This is a genomic window from Rhodococcoides kyotonense, from assembly GCF_900188125.1.
GTDB classification, from domain to species: domain Bacteria; phylum Actinomycetota; class Actinomycetes; order Mycobacteriales; family Mycobacteriaceae; genus Rhodococcoides; species Rhodococcoides kyotonense.
The window spans coordinates 1-18,029 of sequence record NZ_FZOW01000029.1; the positions used below are offsets into that span (position 1 = coordinate 1).

The following is an 18,029-nucleotide window of genomic DNA, read 5'->3' on the forward strand; positions in this document are numbered from 1 at the left end:
GCCGGAAGCCGTCGACGCCGGGCCTATCGCCTTCGTGCGCGACGGTGATCAGATCCGTCTCGACGTCGGAAAGGGGACACTCGACGTCCTCGTCGGCGACGCGGAACTCGAAGCACGTAAGCAAGGGTGGGCTCCGCTGCCTCCCCGTTACACGCGCGGAGTGTTGGCGAAGTATTCCAAGCTGGTCGGATCGGCGTCGACCGGTGCGGTTCTGGTTTGACACTGCTTGAATGGCGACCCGAAGCTATCTGATCGTATGAATGGACCATTCAAGCGGTAGGCGGGCCATGCAATCCCGACGCAAAACGACGAAAGGGCCACCGCGCCGGTGTTGTGAAACCCAGCGCGATGGCCCATTCGTCGTGAGAAGTCCTACGGGATCGGAGTGAATCCGGCTCCCACTGCGTTTCCTGCGTTGATCTGACGCAGGATCGCGTCGATGTTGGTACCGACCTGCGGGCCGAAGCACGCGACGCCGAGGTAGGCGTTGACCATTCCGACGAGCGTGGTGCCGACGACGACCGGGCTGCCCGAGTCACCTTCGACGACGCACAGCTGCGACCACGTTTCCTGCGACTGCAGGATGTCGCCGTACGCGATGCCGCACGTGTTGCCGGTGGTTCGCCCTTCCTTGCACACGATGTTCGGGAACAATGCGGGCGGGCCGACCTGCGTGATGGTCACGTTGCCGACATGGTTGACCGGGATGACCTTGGCGCGGTCGAACTCGATGACCGCGAAGTCGTATTCGGGATTGGAGAACGCGATGCGGCCGACGACGCCTGCATCGGGGTCGTACTCCGGAATGATGGTTGCGCCGGCGTTGCCGCAGTGACCTGCGGTGAGTCCGACCAGACGGCCTGCGCCGTCGTTACCGATAGTCGTCAGCGTGCACTCCGCGGCGCTGTCGACGATGATCCCGGATCCACCTCCGAGGACCGCCGGAGCTGCAGCAGATGCAGTTCCGACGCCGACGCTTGCCGCGACAGCTGCGGCGGCCACGACGACGAGCATGAACTTCTTCAACATGTATTCCCTCTCCAGCGGTGTCCGCAGAACCCTAGCAACAACTACCACCGCGAGACGACTGTGTTGGTCAACGTTCTTGTCACGACTCGCGCGTCGGTGTCCATCTCGTTACCGTGCGGCCGTCGTCGTTTCGTCCCTTTATTACTGTGTGCCGCTTTCGAGTGCCGCGAGCATCGACTGCGCTTCCTCCAGTTGCCGGCTCAGCTCGGCCACCCGCTGGGCGGCTTCGTCACGGGCGTGAGAGATGACCGCCTCGACGGCCTGTACAGCGGAATCGTCGCCCAGCTCGCGGACTGCTCGGGAGACGGACTCGGGAGTCACCGGCTGCGCCTTGCCCGGTCGCCTCGCACCGTGGGTGACCGTCACGGACCAGTCGTTGTCGGCGCCCGCATGAATGGTCACGCTGACGCTGTCCGGTCCCTTCTTTCCCTTCCGCGCCGCCGGGGCCGCGGGCTTCGACACGGTCGCCGGACTCGGAGCCGGCGCAGGCTTGGGAGTGACGGGCTTGGGCGTGACAGGCTTGGGGGTGACAGGCTTCGGCTTGGGCGCAGGCTCGGTCCACTCGGCGATCTCGGGCTTCGGCGCGACAGGCTTGGGCGCCGGCTTCGCGGCTCCCCCCGGCGGGTTGCGAGTGATGCGGAGTTCGTCGGCCTCGAACGGCAGCTCGTCGTTGACTCCCTTGGGGCTGATCGTGACGGTGCTTCCGTCGATCGAGACGACCCGCGCCGACGTCCCCTCCGGCAGACCGAGACTCGGCGTGGCCTCGATCAGATACACCGTCGCGCGCTTGCCCGAGGCGAGTGCGTCGGCCAACGTCGCGAGGTTCTCGGGCGTGAGGGACTCGTTCGCGGTAGAACGTCTACGCGGTGGCATCGGGGCGAACCTCTCTCGAAAGTGTTTGCGAATACTGTCGCACACTCGGTGCGCGATCGGTATCGAGCACGAACCACCTTCGTGTGGGACGCGTCACGCGTAACCTGACGGCGTACCTGTTTACGGGGTGCGGAACGGGAGGGATTGTCGATGTACACCGTCGATGCCAGCGCGAAGAAACCGACGTACGACGGCCAGCCGGTCTATCTTCTCGACGCGGCATCGACGCTGGAAGTTCAGGCTCTGAACCAGTGGATCGACCGGGCCACACCGGACGGGCAGACGCGTCCACCGTCGATCGTTCTGTTCGGCGAGAGCGCACACCAGATCGCCGAGTCGGTACGCGCCGTCGCCGACGACCCGTTGCTCGTGCCCCTGCGCGTCACGTTGTCGGAGAAGAAGCGATCCGGGGTACTGCGTCGGATGGTCGCGCCGCGTGGCAATTCCAAGCCGACGCGGGCATGGCAACGCTGGGTCCAGAGCGACGACCCCGATCACTCCGAAATTCTCGTCGGCGCTCCCGCGACGCTCGCCGAACTGGAGACCCGGTTCCACCGGACGGGCGGCAAGTCGCTGTCGTCGTTCATCTGCAGGCAGGCGACCCTCGCGCTCGACAAGGCCGAGCGAGACGTCATCGGATCCGAGTACAAGGTGCCGCGTTTCGTCGTCGAGGACATGACGGAACAGAAGAAGTTCCACGACGGCATCGCGGAACTTGCGGCCGAGGTCGGCGACAGCGTCACCGACGTCACCCGTCGAGTACACGAGATCCTGCACGAGATGGTGGCAACGGAAACCCGTCGCGCAGTGGAGATGTGGGGAACCCTCGGCGCGTACTTCTCCCGCGCCTATCGCGTCGACGTCGATCGCACCGAGTTGACGAAGGTGCGTGAGCTCAACAAGAACTATCCGCTCGTCTTCCTGCCCAACCACCGGTCCTACCTCGATCCGCTGGTGTTGCGTCCGGCGCTGCTGACCGAGGGTCTGCCGCTCAACCATGTGATGGGCGGAATCAACGTCGGGTTCTGGCCGCTCGGGCCGATCGCGAAACGCAGTGGCGTCGTGCTGATTCAGCGCAAATTCTCCGACGAGATCTACAAGTGGACGCTGCGGCAATACATGAGCTTTCTGCTCGGCAAGCGATTCAATCTCGAGTGGTACATAGAGGGCGGCCGCAGCCGTACCGGCAAACTGCGCCCACCGCGGTTCGGGCTACTGACCTACCTGGTCGACGCGCTCGAGAGCAGCGACGCCGAGGACGTCTATCTGGTCCCGACGTCGATCACCTACGACCGCCTGCACGAGGTCGGCGCGATGGCGGCCGAGTCCCACGGCGCGAAGAAGCAGGCCGAGGGCATTCGCATGGCGATCGGCTACATCCGCGCTCAGGGAAAGCTTCGCGGCAACGTGTATCTGACGTTCGGAGAACCGATTTCGGTACGTTCGATCCTCGACGCGAACGAGGACAAGCGCATCGCGGTCCAGAAGATCGCATTGTCCGTTGCCCACGCGATCAACGACACGACGCCGGTGACGCCTGCCGCTCTGGTCACGATGGCGTTGTTGGGCATCGAAGACCGCGCGCTCAACGTGCACGAGATGTGGGCGATCATCGCCCCTCTCGCTCGGTACATCAAACGACGCGGCCTCCCGACGGCAGGGGGCATCGACATCAGCGAGGTCGACGTCGTACGCAATGCCGTCGTCGCGCAGGTGAATGCGGGCGTCGTCAAACGTTTCGACGACGGACCCGAGCCTGTGTTCTATCTGGCGCAGGACAAGCACCTGGTGGCTGCGTTCTTCCGCAACAACGCAATTCACTATTTCGTGATGCGCGCCATCGGCGAACTCGTCGTACTGCCCGACCGTGACCAGACCGAGGCGTCGACGCCGGAATCGATGTGGAAGGCCGCCCTCGAACTCCGGGATCTGCTGAAGTTCGAGTTCTTCTTCGGTGACAAGAAGGATTTCGGAACACGCCTCGAAGCGGAAGTCGCCCTGATCGATCCGGACTGGCGAGCCAACCTCGACGATCCCGGTTATGCCGCGCGGCAACTCGAAAGCCAGGATCTGCACCTCGCGCATCGTGTGTTGCAGCCGATCCTCGAGGCCTATCAAGTCGTCGCCGATCAGTTGTTGCTGCTGCCTGCCGACGCCGAACTGGACAAGCCGTCGTTCATCGCCCAGTGCCTCGGCGCGGCGCAGGCGCGTCGTCTGCGGCAGCAGCTCGACCACAGCGAAGCCATCTCGGGCGAATTGTTCGACACGGCACTACAATTGGCCGACAACCGCAAGCTCGTGGATCCCGGCAGCGAGAACCTGGCGCAACGTCGGCGGGACTTCGCGCAGGAGATCAACGAGTGGGCGCGCAAGGCACGCTTGATTCGCGACATGGCACATCGAATGCTCGACGAGGTCGATCCGCTCGAAGTCCCCGAGACATCGACAGATTCCGACGAGAAGGAGGACGACGCCCGATGATCGACCTGTCGACACAGCTGCGCGCCATCGCCGACGCGCCGGCCGGGCCGGACACCGCGGCATTCTTCGACCTCGACGGCACCCTCATCAACGGGTTCTCCGCGAAAGCCGTGTTCCTCGAACGCCTCAAGACGCTCGACGTGACCGTTCACGAGCTGTGGGAGATCTCCAGTGCCGTCGTCGAGATGCGCATGAAGAGCTCGCCCGTCGACAACCTGATGGGCAAGGCGGTCAAGGGGCTGGAAGGCCGGCGCGAAGAAGATCTGATGGAACAGGCATATGCATTGTTCCGCAACGAGATCGCCCCGATGATCTACCCCGAAGCACGGATTCTGGTGGAAGCTCACCGGCATGCTGGACACCGGCTCGTGATGGCGACGTCGGCGACGCCGTATCAAGCAATCCCTGTACAGGAAGACCTCATGTTCGACGCGTTACTGTGCACCACACCGGTCGTCGTCGACGGTGTCCTGACGGGTGAGCTCGTCGGCAGTTCGCTGTGGGGTCCACGCAAGGCACAGGCGGTCGCAGACTACGCCGAGCAGGAAGGCCTCGATCTGACCGGGTGTTTCGGGTATTCCAATGGCGGAGAAGATGTTCCGCTCCTGGAAGAGGTCGGCATCCCCGTCGCGCTCAACCCCGACGACGAGCTGACGAGGCACGCTGCGCGCGTCGGATGGCCTGCGCTTCGACTCGAGAATCCCAAGCGCGGTATCGACCTCACGTCGGTCGTACGCAGCACCGCGGCGTTGGGGTCGGTGCTCGCGAGCGCAGGCGTGGGCCTCGGCCTCGGACTCCTGACACGCAGCAGGCGGACAGGTGCCAACATCACCTCCTCTGTCGCCCCGGACATCGCGTTGGCTCTCGCAGGGATCAAGCTCGACGTCACCGGCACCGAGAATGCATGGTCCGCGCGGCCAGCGGTCTTCATGTTCAACCATCAGAGCACCGCAGACTCCGTCATCGTGACGTCGATTCTGCGCAAGGACATCACCGCTGTCGCCAAGCGCGAACTCGAACGCGACCCTCGATTCGCGCTGTTGGGCAAGATCTTCGACGTTGCCTACATCGACCGAGGGGACCCTGCGCAGGCCCGCGAAGCGATGAAGCCTGCGATCGACAAGCTGCATTCGGGCGTCTCGGTCGCCATCGCTCCCGAGGGCACCCGCATGCCGACGTCCCGGCTCGGGCGTTTCAAGAAAGGCGGATTCCATCTGGCGATGCAAGCCCAGGTTCCGATCGTTCCCATCGTGATCCACAACGCCGGCGACGTCATGTGGAAGAAGGACTTCACGGCACATTCGGGTACCGTCAAGGTCACCGTCGGAGAACCCATCTCGACCGAGGGCTGGGTTCCCGAGAAGATCGACAACTACATCGACGACGTCCGTTCCTTCTTCGACAGAACGTTGGGATATGCCTGAGAAAGACATCAACTCGGTGGTACAGCGGGAGATCGAGAAGAATCTCCTCGGGGGAACACCGAAGTACACCCGCATGGACATCGTCGAGAAGTCGGGCATCCCACTCGAGCGCGTCGTACAGTTGTGGACTGCCATGGGTTTTCCGGTGCACACCGATCCCGATGCCGTGGTCTTCACGGACGCCGACCTCGACGCGCTACGCCTGCTCACCGGCCTGACCGAGCAGAGCGTCATCGAACCCGAGATGGAAGTCGCCATCGCACGCACACTCGGGCAGGCCATGTCGCGGCTGACGGAGTGGCAGGTCGGAGTCGTCAACAGTCATATTCACGACCGCATGACCGAGGGCGCCGACCTCGATGCGATCCGTAAGAACGCCAGAGAGGTTGCTGCACAGACGGTTCCGACGTTGGAGGCATTGCAATCGTACACGTGGCGCAGGCATCTCGCGGCCACCGCAGGCAGGTCCATCGCAGACCCCGGCGAGGAGACCACCGATCGCACGGTCGCCGTCGGGTTCGCGGACATGGTCGGTTACACCAGCCTGACGCGTCGGCTCGGCGTCGACGAGCTCACCCAGCTTCTCGAGGAATTCGAATCGATCGCCAGCAACATCATCGCGCGCGGACGTGGCTCGGTCATCAAGAACGTCGGCGACGAGGTGATGTTCAGTGCACAGACGGCAGAGGACGCCGCGCACATCGCGCTCGATCTGCAGGACGCATACGAAGCGCAGGAGGACATGCCGGAACTCCGCGTCGGATTGGCATGGGGGCCGGTGCTCGCTCGGTACGGCGACTTGTACGGTTCCACCGTCAACATCGCTGCGCGTCTGACCAGTTCGGCCCATCCCGGCACCATCCTGGTGGACACCACGATGGCCGAGGCGCTGCAGGACGACGCCGAGTTCTACCTCAAGTCGTTGAGGTCGCTACGTGTGCGCGGATTCCACAGACTCAAGCCTCATGCATTGCGGCGCAACAAAGACCGATAGAAGTCGAGGTGCCTCTGTGCCGCAGCGTCCCACGTGAGGCTGCGGGCCAGAGCGCGACCGGTCTCCTGAGTTCGTTCGCTGCCGATCGCGGCGGCGAGTTCGGCCGCCAGTTCGGCCGAGTCGTGTGCATACGTCACCGCGTCGCCGAACACCTCCCGTAGCACCGGCAGATCCCGTGCTACGACGGGTATTCCGGCTGCGAGTGCTTCCATCGCCGCAAGTCCGAAGCCCTCCTTGGTGGAGAAGAACGGTAGCACCGCTGCCTGCGCGACGAGATGAGGTAACTCGTCGTCGTCGACGGTACCGAGCACGATGGGTTCGACGCCCAAGTGCTGTGCTCGAGACTCGAATTCGCATCGATAGTCTCGGTAGTCGAACAGTGTTTCTCCACCTGCGAACACGAGGGACAGGTCCGGGCGGTCCAGTTGTGCGAACGCGTCGAGCAGATCGATCGATCCCTTGCGTGGTTCGATGCCGCCGACCGCGAGCACGTACCGACCGAGCTTCTGCCGCCAGGCGGTACTGCCCGACGCCGCGGCCGCCTCGAAGCGCTGCGCGTCGACGCCGTTCGGGATGACCGTCGGCTCCAATCCCCAACCCTGACGGACCTCCTCGGCTACCGCAGCCGACACACAGATGCGTGCATACGGTTCGGTGACCGCGCGTTCGTGACAGGCTGCGAGCGCAGGGGTGGTGAACTGGTCGAGATGATGGATGGTCCTGATGCACGGCCCGACCGCGTTGGCCGAGATGCAGTCCTGGGCATGCACGATGTCGTAGTCGGCGCCCGAAAATGCCTGTCCCAGAACATCGATGGATCGAAGTATCCGATCGCCGACGGACTCGTCGTCGCGCGCCTGAAACGGGACCATCCGAACCGTGACCGACGGGTCGACTCGACGGAAGAACGCGCTGTCACCGCCGCGGCCCAGCGACCAGACCGTCACGTCCTCGCCTGCTCGGGCCAGCGCCTCCGCCAGATGCAGCGTGTGCACCACCCCACCACGAGGTTTCGACGAATACGTCAACAGACTGATCTTCACGACTTCTCCTGACGGTACGCATCCACCCGGCGCTCGTCGAGGTGATGCAGGACCCGTCGTGCGCGGTCCACTTCGGCGTCGACGTCGATGTCGCACACGGCAAGTCCGCCCTTGGACCATGTCTTCGCAAGTACGTCGCCGCCCGGCCCGACGATCTTCGCCTGCCCGAGGAACCGCAACGATCCCATGACTCCGGTTTGGTTGGAGGACACCAGGACAACTTGATTCTCGGCCGCGCGGGCCGCGTCGTACAGGTCGAAGAGGCGGGACTGACGGTCGTTCGGCAGCGACGACGCCCGATCGGTGACGCTTGCTGGCCACGCCGACAATGCGGCGATGATGCGTGCGCCGTCGAGGGCAAGTGCCCGAGCGGATTCGGGGAACGTCTTGTCGTAGTCGATGAGCATTCCCATGCGCCCGACCGGGGTGTCGAAGGCCTCGAAGCGGTCACCCGCCGCGTAAGCCAACGACTCGCCCAGAGGTTGGTGCACTTTGCGATGACTGCCGAGCACACCGTCACCGCTGACGCACGCAGCGGCGTTGTAGCGCAGTCCGTTCGACAGCTCGGTGTACCCGATGCACACCGTCAGATCACCGGCGGCGGCCATGATCGCGGAGATCTCGGGGCCGTCGATGTCCAGAGTGGGCGGGAGTTCCGACACGTCCGGGTTGCGCAGACTGTCGATGTATCCACCGAGAGAGGCGTCGGGCAGCACGAGAAGGTCGATCTCGTCGCGTTTGGCGCTGTCGATGATCGTCTCGATCTTCGATACCGCGCGATCGACGTCACGACCGAAATGCGCTGCCAGAGCGCCGATCTTGATGGATCCCACCGAGTTACACCCGCACCTTCTCCGGTTGCGCAGCGCTGATCTCCAGCCCGATCTGCTCGGCGAGGAATTCTGCATCTCGCGCAACCGCGGCAAACCGTCCCGAACCCCACGTGTGCTGCCACGGCAGCCCGAGGAAGTAGAGCCCACCGACGGCGCTGACGCCGCGGTTGTGCGTCGGATGCCCCTTCCCGTCGAAGGCACCGACTTCGAGCCAGCGATAGTCCGTGCGGAAGCCGACGGACCAGACGACGGCCTTGATACCGGCGTCGGCGAGATCGAGTTCGGTGGTTTCGGTCTCGGGTTTCCAGACCGGTACGTACCGTTCCTCGGTAGGAGCAGAAATTCCCTCGCGCTGGATGTACGCGTCGATGTTGTCCTTGATGCTCTCGGCCACGGCATCCGCGGCGTCGAGGGACGCCTCGAGCGTGGGTGCGAACTGCAGAACCCCGTCGTCGACGCCGAGGAGCCTGCCGTAGAGCTGCATGCCCTCGGTCGCGAACGCACGCAGATCGATGTCACGACCACCGTCGCGACCCGTCACGTAGTGGTTGGTGTTCTCGCGTTTGCCGACGCCTCCGGGCTGATCTTCGATGGAGACATCATAAACACCCATGTCGTGCAGCCAGGCGACACAGTCACGGCCGCGATAGAAGCGTGCGACGCGGGGCGCCGTTCCCGCGACCAGGTGCACCCGCCTGCCGTCGAGATGCAAGTCCTCGGCGATCTGTGCGCCGGACTGGCCGGTACCGACGACGAGTACGTCGCCCTCGGGGAATTGATGCGCGCCCCGGTACTGCGACGAGTGGATCTGCAGTACGTCTTTCGGCAGCTTCTCGGCGAACCGAGGGATCGTCGGGACGTGATAGCCGCCGACCGCAACGACTATCTGGTCGGCGTGCAACGGCCCCGCAGTGGTGTCGACGTCGAAACCGCCGCCCTGTGCCTGCCGGACGAGGGTGACGGACACGTTCTCGCGAACCGGGGCGTCGAAACTTGTCGCGTATCGGCGCACGAAGTCGTATACCTCGTCGCGCTTCATGAACCCGTCCGGATCGTCCCCGTCGTAGGCGAATCCGGGTAATGCACACTGCCAGTTCGGCGTCACGAGCGTGAAGTTGTCCCAGCGGGAGTCCTTCCATTCATGCGCGATCGTATCCGACTCCAACACAACGTGTTCGATGCCTCGCTGTGTCAAGTGCCAGCTGATGGACAGTCCTGCTTGACCACCACCGACGACGACTACTTCATGTGTCTCCGTCACAACAGTTCAGCTCCCGACATACTCAACACGCGCACAGCGCCCTCCGGATAGGACACGCTGACGTCGTGAATCTCGTCCATCTGCTGTGCGGCAGAGGTGCACCGCATTCCGAATTTCGCCAGCACTCGATCGCTGGCCACTGTGAGTGCTTCCGATGTTCGCTTCACGAACTCGTCCACCGAGTACTCGGCGCCTGGTTCGAGGTAGTCGTGCATCACCAACGACGGTGAATAGCAGGACTGTTCGCGTCCATCGGGCCATCGCACGAGAAATCGCATCTCAGGCATGGACCGGCTCTTTCGTGATGGTCTTGTAGACCGAGGGCCGACGGTCACGCAGGTTGTACATTCCGCCACCACGTGCCGCTCCGATGAGGCTGTCGACATCGACGGTCGCTGTCGCCAACCCGGGTTCGACGCCTGTGCCCGCGAGGATTTCGCCACCCGGTCCGACGATCTTGGCGCTGCAGACGAATCGGAGCGAGCCGAAGGTGCCCGCCTGATTCGCAGCGACCCAGACGACCTGATTCTCCAGCGCCCGTGCGCGATCGTAGATGTCGAATCGCTGCTTCCAGCGGTCGTCTTCCATGTTCGACGTGGTCGCGGTGCGAGCCGTCGGCCAGGCCGAGATCGAAGTAATGATCTCGGCGCCGTCGAGCGCGAGTTCCCGTGCGGCCTCGGGGAATCCCTTGTCGTAGCAGATCTGCATTCCCATGCGACCGACGGGAGTGTCGAACGCGGCGTAGCTGTCTCCTGCGTCGTAGCAGAGGTTTTCACCGAGTGGCTGATGCACCTTGCGGTACGACCCGAGGATGCCGTCGCCGTTCAGGGTCACTGCTGCGTTGTAGCGTGTGTCGCCGTCCTTCTCGCAGAACCCGAGTGTGATCACCATGTCACCTGCCATGTCGATCACACGCTTCAACTCGGGCCCGCCGAGTTCGAGTGCAGGTGGCAAGCTTTCGAGCCGACGCTGACGTGCCTCGTCCGATTCGTCACCGCCGCCGAGGCTGGGCAGGTACCCGCCGAGGCACGCCTCGGGTAGGACGAGCAGTTGGCTTCCGCGGTGGCGGGCTTCCTCGAGCAATGCGGCGATCGTGCTGTATCCCTGTTCCATGTCGCGACCGAATTCGGCTGCGGCCACGGAAATCGTGATGTCGTTCATGCTTCTCCCAATCCAGTCACGGTGGACGTGACTGCGCGCGTGATGATTCCGTCGGGCCACCGCAGTGCGACGCCCGGAATGTCGGTGAGTTCTCCGCATCGTGCGGAGACTGCAGGTCCCGACGGCGCGAGTTGCGCGCCGGGACGGTCCGCGGTGATCATCGCGAACCCTGGAAAACACGTGATCCATTCACCCATGGATGCTGCCTCCGGCTTGGGAACGGTGGCAACGTCGAGAACAGCTCCTGTGCCGCACGCCTCGGCGAGCATGCCCGTCGTACCTGCAAGGCCCGCCATCGACACGTCCTTGGCGGCTTTCGGAGCGGTTCGGGCGACGAACGATGCCATCGCACTCAACTCCGACGAGTTACGCCTCGACGACGAATCCCATTGCTGTCCTTGATATCCGCGACGCCACTGACCTTCGACGTCGGCGGTGAGAGTGAGAACGTCGCCGACGGAGGCGCCGCCTGCGCGGATAGGATTCGTTGCCCGCCCCAACGCCGTGACGGACAGCGACGACGGGACTCCGACCTGAGTATGACCCCCGAGGACAGGCACCTGCCACGCCTGCGACGCGTTGGCCAGCCCTCTGATGATGCGGGTCAGACGCGACTGTGTCGGCGCGCCGACCGAATCCAGCATCCCGACGGCTCCGGCCCCCATCGCTGACAGGTCGTTGAGGTTGACCAGCGCGGCGCACCAACCCGCCCATTCGGGGTCACGATCGACCATCGACGGGATGATCGCATCGCAGGCCGCGATGACGTCGCTGCCGGGGACCGGAACACCGTCGTCGCCCCGAAATCCTTTGGCTCCGAGTCCGAGTGGCTGCGCTTTCAACGGCGCGAGAACACCTGCCAGCATCGCCTTGGTCGACGACACCAGCCGCTCGATCCGGTCGATCGGCCAGTGCATGGCGACATGCGGGGAGCCGTGAACATCGACGTCGAAGCGCCGGATCCATCCCAATCGAGTGAAGAGTGCCTCGTTCTGTATCTGCACGGTCGCGTCGAAGCGCAATACACCCTGGTTCTCGGCGTAGGCACAAGCCGCTCGAACCAGAGCAGGACCCACACCCGACGTGCGGGCGTCGGTCGAGGCGACGAGCCGTCCTCCTGCCCACCACCCCAGATCCGGTGCGGTGCAGGGTGACAGGCGTACGCCGCCCAGTACCGTCCCGTCAGCATCACGAGCGACCAACACGACTGTGCGTGGGTCGTCGTCGACGTCGTCCTGATCGGTGCCGGCGAACAGCCCCTGCTCGGTGACGAAGACATCTCGTCGCAGACGTCGGTATTCGTCGAGTTCCACTGCACTGCTGCACGGTTGGATCAGAAACGGTGCCTGAGACGTAGCTACCGCAGTCCCGGCCAAGTCGGTGTACATCTACCCTCCCGCGTTCTGGAGGACACTGCACGCACCGCACGCGGCGCACCCGGCCTTCTGATCCGACCCGAGCATCGACGCGGCCTGCAATTCCTTCGCGACCCGCCGAGTGACATTCTCGAGGACGTCGCGGTTCGGTGCGACGGCTTTATCGACGTCGACGGCCAACGTTCCCGCGAGCGGCCGGAACGGAACCACAAAGGGATAGACGCCCATCTCGATGAGTTCCGCTGCACCCGAAACCAATTCGTCGGGATCTTCGCCGAGACCGACCAGGATGTACGTCGACACCTGATTGCGCCCGAACACTCGAACTGCTTCGGCCCAAGCCGCGCGGTACTCGTCCATCGAGACCGTCGCCTTGCCCGGCATCCAATTCCTGCGCACGTCGTCGTCGAGAGATTCGACGTGGATGCCGATGGACTCGGCTCCTGCGTCGTGCAGATCCGTGATGGTCTGTAGATCTCCCGGCGGTTCGCACTGCACCTGAATCGGCAGCTGTGGCACAACGGCTTTGATCGCGGCGACACATCGTGCGATATGTCGGGCACCGCGGTCCTTGGCTGCGGAGGTGCCGGTCGTGATGACCATCTGCGTGACACCGTCGAGCCGTACCGCAGCTTCGGCGACCTCCGCCAACTGCGCGGGAGTCTTGACTGCAATGGTGTCGCCTGCATCCAACGATGCCTCGATGGAACAGAAGCGGCATCGCTGATCCGGCGTGTAACGGATACACGTCTGCATGACCGTCGTGGCGAGGACGCTGGAGCCGTGCAGTTTTGCGATCTTCTCGTAGGAGATTCCGTCGGCAGTGGCGAGATCGTAGAACCTCGGTCGTGCCACGGCCTCGATGTCGAACCCGATGTCGTTGCCGTCGAACAGAATTCGTCCGTCCTCGAGAACAAACGGGCTCAACGGATTTCGGGGGATGGCCGCGCCGAGACCATCGATCCGAACATGCCCGTCGTCGCTGGGCCCGGCGCCGGCCGTTCTGTTGACCGGTGGCGTTCCTCGAATTCCCAGGAGCGCCAGATCTACTCGCGTCGATACGGACATGACAGTCTCCTAGACCATGTACGTCGAGTTGATGATGGCGCCCTTGCGTGCGTAGTGGATCAACGCGTCCTGGACGTCGAGGGGGTGGGCAGGGATGACGCCCTCGATGAGGTCCTCTTCGCGGCCACCGTGCAGAGCGAGACCGAAGCGGCAGCAGAACACCGTGCCGCCCTCGGCGATGAACGTCGCGAGCGAGTCGTTGATGTTCTGCTCACCCGGGAAGCCCGAGTCGCCCGTCGTCGGGAATCCGCGTGTGGCAAGGCAATTGATCGCGCCGGGTCCGTAGAAGTACATCGCGGACTCGAAGCCCTTGCGCAGAGCGCGGGTCGCCTGCAGGACCGCGACGAAGCTGACCGACGACTCGTGCGCGATGCCGTGCACCAGCGTGAAGTAGCTCTCGCCGTTCTCTGCCTTGTAATCGGGGAAGATCTTGGTCGAGCCGTAGATGTTGCTGCCCTTGGGCAACGAGGGATGGGGGATCTCTCCGAGCGACTTCTGAATGTTCTCGGCGATGGTGTTGTCGATGTCTGACACTTCTGGCACTCCTGCGTCGGTGAGTTGTTGCGAGAAGGTGGGCGTCGGTGGCCACCGGAAGTTACGGGTGGCGTCGGAGATGCTCGTCGGCCATGAGACAAGTACAGGCCTCGTTGATGTCCGAATGGTCACGTCCGGAATAACGCCCTGTTTCGAAGGCCTCACAGTGTTGGCCTTCGCTCGTCCCGATACCCTGGGTGCGTCCACACCATTTTTCGAGGTCAGTAAGAGGAATCGATGATCGGCGCCGTCACCGGCCTGTTGTACGTCATGTCACTGGTGGTCGGTCTGTGGGTTCTCGTGAAGCTGGTGGCAGGCAGGCCGGTGTTGTTGAAGAACACATCGGACCGAGCGCTGTTCTGGACCATTTCCGCTACCGAAGCCGTCGTGCTGCTGCAGGCGATCATCGGATTCGTCCTGATGTTCGTCTCGGACCGAGAGATTCATCGGCTGACGTTCGGTGCGTACCTGATCGGGCTGCTGCTTCTCCTACCGCTCGGTACGTGGTGGTCTCTGGGCGATCGTTCCCGAGGTGGCACTGCAGTTCTGCTCGTCGCCGTCACCACTCTCGCAGCGATGGTGCTGCGCCTCAGCCAGATATGGGCCGGATATGCCTGACGACTCCGACAAGTTGAAGGAAGCCACCCGTACCGGGTTCGGCCGATTCCTCATAGCCGTCTACGCGGTGTTCGCCGTCGCAGCGACGTCGCGCTCGATCGTGCAGTTGACGACGCGTTTCGACGTCGCCCCGTTCGCGTACATCCTGTCGGCGCTGGCGGCAGTGGTCTACATCGTCGCGACGATCGGCCTTGCCCGCGCCACCGAAGCGTCGCGTCGCGTCGTGATGATCTCGTGCATCATCGAGCTCGTCGGCGTCCTGGCGATCGGTGCGCTCAGCTACATCCAGCCGCAGGATTTCCCCGACGCGACCGTGTGGTCGCACTTCGGTCAGGGGTACGTCTTCATCCCGGTGGTGCTGCCGATCGCGGGGATCTGGTGGCTGAGGCGGCTCCGCCGCATGTGAGTGAAAATGTATAGAGGGCTATACATTTTCACTCACGAGGCGAGTGCCGCGAGATTCGCCACCGACTGCTTGACATCCGTGTCGAGGGCCCTGGCGACGACCTTCCCGACGGGCCCGAACAGGACGCCGCCGCCGAAGGATGCGTCGAGGCTCAGTTCCGATCCGCCTCCGCGGGCTTCGCGGACGTGGATGGTCATCGAGATCTTGATGCCGCCCTTGCCGCGGCCGGACATCTCGATGAGTTCGGGTTCCTTGTACTCGGTGAACGTCCAGTCGATCGTGTTGCGGAAGCCTTTGACCTTGACGAGGGACTGCACTTCCGTGCCCTTCTCGATGGTCGCGGGCGGCGGACTGCACCAGCCGCCGTGGATCGTCATCCATTCGTCGAAACGGTTCAGCGCCGACGCCTTGTCCCATGCGCCTTGGGGATCTTCGGGCATGTTGACGGTCACGCGGATCGTTGCCATGCCTTCGAGCTTGGCACAGGTTCCGCGCGGGAACCGGGGCAGCTGATTAGCCTGGGGAAATGGCGACGCTCGACATCGCGGGCCGCAAGGTCTCGGTAACCAACCTCGACAAGGTGCTGTTCCCGAAGACCGGGACGACGAAAAGCCAGGTCATCGAGTACTACACGAGCATCGCGCCGGCGATGTTGCCGCACATGGCAGGCCGGGCCGTGACGCGTAAGCGCTGGCCGAACGGGGTCGACCAGTCATCCTTCTTCGAGAAGAATCTCGCGTCGTCCGCACCGGACTGGCTGGAACGACGCGACATGCAGCACTCCGATCGCTTCGTCACGTATCCGTTGTTCTCGTCCGCGGCAGATCTCGCGTGGCTGGGCCAGCAGGCGGCCATCGAAGCGCACGTGCCGCAGTGGCGGTTCGACGGCGATACACCGGGTCCGGCGACGCGGATGGTGTTCGATCTCGACCCGGGCGACGACGTCGACCTCGCTCGGTGCGCAGAGATCGCCTGCGAAATTCGCGAGCTCATGGCCGACATCGGGTTCACCGCGTTCCCGGTCACCAGCGGCAGCAAGGGCATTCACCTGTATGTTCCGCTCGAGAAGCCGCTGACGACATCGGGTGCATCGACGGTCGCGAAGCAGGTTGCATCGATCCTCGAGGAGAGGTCGCCGCAGCGTGTCACGGCCACGATGGCCAAGGCGAAACGCACGGGACGGGTGTTCGTCGACTGGTCGCAGAACAACGGTAAGAAGACGACCGTGGCGCCGTACTCGATGCGCGGCCGGGAAGAACCGACCGTCGCGGCCCCCAGGTCGTGGGACGAGTTGGAGTCGACGGGGCTGAAGCAGCTGCGGTTCGAGGAGGTCGTCGAACGCTTCCACGACTCGGGCGACCTTCTCGCCGACCTCGACCCGCCCCTCGACGAGCCCGCGAAGCCGGACAAGCTCACGAAATACCGCAGCATGCGCAGTTCCGCCAAGACGCCCGAGCCGATTCCTCAGGGGGCCGAACCCCGAGGCAGTGTTTCGAAGGACGGGGACGCCATGTTCGTCATCCAGGAACACCATGCGCGACGCCTGCACTACGACTTCCGTCTCGAACACGACGGCGTTCTCGTGTCGTGGGCCGTGCCGAAGAACATTCCCGACGACCCGAAGCAGAACCGCCTCGCGGTGCACACCGAGGATCACCCGCTCGAGTACGCGACGTTCTCCGGCAGTATCCCGAGGGGCGAGTACGGGGGTGGCGAGGTGTCGATCTGGGACACCGGCACCTACGAGCTCGAGAAATGGCGCGACGACGAAGTCATCGTGACGTTGTCGGGAGCAAAGGCGAAAGGCCGCTTCGCGCTCATCAGAACCAAGGGCGATCAGTGGTTGATGCATCTGATGAAGGAACAATCACCCGAAACCGGTGAATTACCGAAGAACAGTGATCTTCCGAAAAATATCGAGCCGATGCTTGCGACGGCCGGAGATGTCCTCGATCTTCCCGACGGGGAATGGTCCTTCGAAGGAAAGTGGGACGGCTTTCGCGTCGTCGCACAGTTCTCGCACGGCGACATGAAATTGTCCTCGCGCACCGGCAAGGATCTGACCGAGCGTTTCAGCGGAATCCGGGCTCTCGCACAGGACCTGAAGGATCACGACGCGATCGTCGACGGCGAGGCGGTCGTGTTCGACGCGAACGGTGTGTCGAGTTTCGAACTGCTGCAGAACAGCACGGGCAAGCACGTCGATTTCATCGCGTTCGATCTACTCCACCTCGACGGGACGTCGCTGCTGCGGAAGAAGTACTCGGACAGGCGAAAGCTGCTCGAGCTGTTGACGACCGGCCTCGATTCGGTGATCGTGCCGGATCTACTTCCGGCGACAGCGTCGGACGCCGTCGCCGAGAGTATCGAGCGGGGACTGGAAGGCGTCGTCGCCAAGCGTTCCGATTCGATCTACCAACCGGGGAAACGTGCGAGAACCTGGATCAAATCGAAGAATTGGCGAACTCAGGAAGTCGTGATCGGTGGGTGGCGACGCGGTCGCGGGCGTCGCAGTGGCGGGCTCGGCTCACTTCTCGTCGGGGTGCCCGACGACGGTGGCCTTCGATACCTCGGACGCGTCGGGACCGGTTTCAGTGACCAAGCTCTCGATCGACTGAGCGATGAGTTGTCACCATTGGAGACCGACGTCTCACCGTTCACAGAGAGGCTTCCGACGGCCGATCGCAAGGACGCCGTATGGGTGACTCCGACGCTCGTCGGCGAGGTCAGGTTCTACGAATGGACCGAATCGATGCACCTTCGTCACCCGAGTTGGCGCGGAATTCGTGAGGACAAGAACCCCGAAGACGTCGTGATCGAGAACAATTAGCGGGCACCTGTTCTGGCACATGCTCGGTTGCCATAAAATCTCGGGCTGCGTACTCTTCGAACATCGTTTCCGGGGGGAGCGTAACGGGCGGGGCCACT

At 63.6% G+C, this 18,029-nt stretch carries 17 protein-coding genes and 1 pseudogene; 7 read left to right on the plus strand and 11 right to left on the minus strand.

The genetic code is table 11. The features are described from left to right. Positions 1-220 (plus strand): annotated as a pseudogene (locus tag CHB96_RS27540) (dihydroxy-acid dehydratase domain-containing protein); the annotation flags it as partial. Between the two features lie 152 nt (positions 221-372). Here the strand turns inward: CHB96_RS27540 and CHB96_RS27545 are convergent. Together CHB96_RS27545 and CHB96_RS27550 are read right to left on the minus strand one after the other, a co-directional pair. Then, entirely contained in the window at positions 373-1,029 is a 657-nt protein-coding gene (locus CHB96_RS27545) for a chymotrypsin family serine protease (protein WP_089252369.1), read from the minus strand. A 141-nt stretch (positions 1,030-1,170) separates the two neighbouring features. Further along, entirely contained in the window at positions 1,171-1,902 is a 732-nt protein-coding gene (locus CHB96_RS27550) for a DUF6319 family protein (protein ID WP_089252371.1), read from the minus strand. A gap of 150 nt (positions 1,903-2,052) precedes the next feature. Here CHB96_RS27550 and CHB96_RS27555 point away from each other — a divergent pair, with 150 nt between their 5' ends. From CHB96_RS27555 to CHB96_RS27565, 3 genes are read left to right on the plus strand one after another with little or no spacing between them, the layout of a single operon-like run. Beyond that, on the plus strand, positions 2,053-4,383 hold the full coding sequence (locus tag CHB96_RS27555; protein ID WP_089252373.1) for a glycerol-3-phosphate 1-O-acyltransferase: 2,331 nt from the start codon (positions 2,053-2,055) through the stop codon (positions 4,381-4,383). After that, positions 4,380-5,807, plus strand: a complete 1,428-nt coding sequence (locus CHB96_RS27560; protein WP_089252375.1) for an HAD-IB family hydrolase — start codon at positions 4,380-4,382, stop codon at positions 5,805-5,807. The genes CHB96_RS27555 and CHB96_RS27560 overlap by 4 nt, the downstream gene beginning before the upstream one ends. After that, positions 5,800-6,801: an adenylate/guanylate cyclase domain-containing protein gene (locus tag CHB96_RS27565; RefSeq protein WP_089252377.1), complete on the plus strand. Its 1,002-nt coding sequence runs from the start codon at positions 5,800-5,802 to the stop codon at positions 6,799-6,801. The genes CHB96_RS27560 and CHB96_RS27565 overlap by 8 nt, the downstream gene beginning before the upstream one ends. Here the strand turns inward: CHB96_RS27565 and CHB96_RS27570 are convergent. The 8 genes from CHB96_RS27570 to CHB96_RS27605 are packed head-to-tail and all read right to left on the minus strand — an operon-like array spanning position 6,771 to position 14,077. Next, positions 6,771-7,844, minus strand: a complete 1,074-nt coding sequence (locus CHB96_RS27570; protein WP_089252379.1) for an MSMEG_0565 family glycosyltransferase — start codon at positions 7,842-7,844, stop codon at positions 6,771-6,773. The two genes, CHB96_RS27565 and CHB96_RS27570, sit on opposite strands and share 31 nt — an antisense overlap. Next, positions 7,841-8,677, minus strand: coding sequence for a carbon-nitrogen hydrolase family protein (locus CHB96_RS27575; RefSeq protein WP_089252381.1), 837 nt, complete (start codon positions 8,675-8,677; stop codon positions 7,841-7,843). Before CHB96_RS27575 ends, CHB96_RS27570 begins: the two co-directional genes overlap by 4 nt. A 4-nt stretch (positions 8,678-8,681) precedes the next feature. Continuing rightward, positions 8,682-9,938 carry an MSMEG_0569 family flavin-dependent oxidoreductase gene (locus CHB96_RS27580; RefSeq protein WP_089252383.1) on the minus strand — a complete coding sequence of 419 codons (1,257 nt, stop codon included), beginning with the start codon at positions 9,936-9,938 and terminating at the stop codon, positions 8,682-8,684. Beyond that, entirely contained in the window at positions 9,935-10,225 is a 291-nt protein-coding gene (locus CHB96_RS27585; RefSeq protein ID WP_089252385.1) for an MSMEG_0570 family nitrogen starvation response protein, read from the minus strand. Before CHB96_RS27585 ends, CHB96_RS27580 begins: the two co-directional genes overlap by 4 nt. Further along, complete coding sequence (locus CHB96_RS27590; RefSeq protein WP_089252387.1) at positions 10,218-11,099, minus strand: carbon-nitrogen hydrolase family protein; 882 nt, start codon at positions 11,097-11,099, stop codon at positions 10,218-10,220. Before CHB96_RS27590 ends, CHB96_RS27585 begins: the two co-directional genes overlap by 8 nt. Next, the gene (locus tag CHB96_RS27595; protein ID WP_089252389.1) at positions 11,096-12,487 is read right to left on the minus strand and encodes an MSMEG_0567/sll0787 family protein; all 1,392 of its coding nucleotides are present in this window, start codon (positions 12,485-12,487) and stop codon (positions 11,096-11,098) included. The genes CHB96_RS27590 and CHB96_RS27595 overlap by 4 nt, the downstream gene beginning before the upstream one ends. Continuing rightward, a complete protein-coding gene (locus tag CHB96_RS27600; RefSeq protein WP_089252391.1) occupies positions 12,488-13,543 on the minus strand; it encodes an MSMEG_0568 family radical SAM protein in 1,056 nt (351 codons plus the stop codon). 9 nt (positions 13,544-13,552) lie between these two features. Continuing rightward, a complete protein-coding gene (locus CHB96_RS27605) occupies positions 13,553-14,077 on the minus strand; it encodes an MSMEG_0572/Sll0783 family nitrogen starvation response protein (protein WP_089252393.1) in 525 nt (174 codons plus the stop codon). Between the two features lie 237 nt (positions 14,078-14,314). Here CHB96_RS27605 and CHB96_RS27610 point away from each other — a divergent pair, with 237 nt between their 5' ends. Both CHB96_RS27610 and CHB96_RS27615 read left to right on the plus strand, forming a co-directional pair. Further along, positions 14,315-14,695 (plus strand): hypothetical protein, encoded by a 381-nt coding sequence (locus CHB96_RS27610; RefSeq protein WP_089252395.1) that lies wholly within the window; start codon positions 14,315-14,317, stop codon positions 14,693-14,695. Continuing rightward, positions 14,688-15,101, plus strand: a complete 414-nt coding sequence (locus CHB96_RS27615) for a hypothetical protein (protein ID WP_089252397.1) — start codon at positions 14,688-14,690, stop codon at positions 15,099-15,101. Before CHB96_RS27610 ends, CHB96_RS27615 begins: the two co-directional genes overlap by 8 nt. A 32-nt stretch (positions 15,102-15,133) precedes the next feature. On the opposite strand, the gene CHB96_RS27620 is transcribed toward CHB96_RS27615, so the two are convergent. Beyond that, positions 15,134-15,568 (minus strand): type II toxin-antitoxin system Rv0910 family toxin, encoded by a 435-nt coding sequence (locus tag CHB96_RS27620; protein WP_089252399.1) that lies wholly within the window; start codon positions 15,566-15,568, stop codon positions 15,134-15,136. A gap of 59 nt (positions 15,569-15,627) precedes the next feature. Between CHB96_RS27620 and CHB96_RS27625 the strand changes: the two genes are divergently transcribed. Then, the gene (locus tag CHB96_RS27625; RefSeq protein ID WP_089252401.1) at positions 15,628-17,931 is read left to right on the plus strand and encodes an ATP-dependent DNA ligase; all 2,304 of its coding nucleotides are present in this window, start codon (positions 15,628-15,630) and stop codon (positions 17,929-17,931) included. Positions 17,932-18,029: the final 98 nt, after the last annotated feature.

Excerpts from the sequence above, each read along its gene's own strand:
- CHB96_RS27545 (WP_089252369.1), bottom strand. The coding sequence starts at position 1,029 with ATGTTGAAGAAGTTCATGCTCGTCGTCGTGGCCGCCGCAGCTGTCGCG.
- CHB96_RS27555 (WP_089252373.1), top strand. The coding sequence starts at position 2,053 with ATGTACACCGTCGATGCCAGCGCGAAGAAACCGACGTACGACGGCCAG.
- CHB96_RS27590 (WP_089252387.1), bottom strand. The coding sequence starts at position 11,099 with ATGAACGACATCACGATTTCCGTGGCCGCAGCCGAATTCGGTCGCGAC.
- CHB96_RS27615 (WP_089252397.1), top strand. The coding sequence starts at position 14,688 with ATGCCTGACGACTCCGACAAGTTGAAGGAAGCCACCCGTACCGGGTTC.
- CHB96_RS27565 (WP_089252377.1), top strand. The coding sequence starts at position 5,800 with ATGCCTGAGAAAGACATCAACTCGGTGGTACAGCGGGAGATCGAGAAG.
- CHB96_RS27620 (WP_089252399.1), bottom strand. The coding sequence starts at position 15,568 with ATGGCAACGATCCGCGTGACCGTCAACATGCCCGAAGATCCCCAAGGC.
- CHB96_RS27600 (WP_089252391.1), bottom strand. The coding sequence starts at position 13,543 with ATGTCCGTATCGACGCGAGTAGATCTGGCGCTCCTGGGAATTCGAGGA.
- CHB96_RS27595 (WP_089252389.1), bottom strand. The coding sequence starts at position 12,487 with ATGTACACCGACTTGGCCGGGACTGCGGTAGCTACGTCTCAGGCACCG.
- CHB96_RS27560 (WP_089252375.1), top strand. The coding sequence starts at position 4,380 with ATGATCGACCTGTCGACACAGCTGCGCGCCATCGCCGACGCGCCGGCC.
- CHB96_RS27550 (WP_089252371.1), bottom strand. The coding sequence starts at position 1,902 with ATGCCACCGCGTAGACGTTCTACCGCGAACGAGTCCCTCACGCCCGAG.
- CHB96_RS27585 (WP_089252385.1), bottom strand. The coding sequence starts at position 10,225 with ATGCCTGAGATGCGATTTCTCGTGCGATGGCCCGATGGACGCGAACAG.
- CHB96_RS27625 (WP_089252401.1), top strand. The coding sequence starts at position 15,628 with ATGGCGACGCTCGACATCGCGGGCCGCAAGGTCTCGGTAACCAACCTC.
- CHB96_RS27610 (WP_089252395.1), top strand. The coding sequence starts at position 14,315 with ATGATCGGCGCCGTCACCGGCCTGTTGTACGTCATGTCACTGGTGGTC.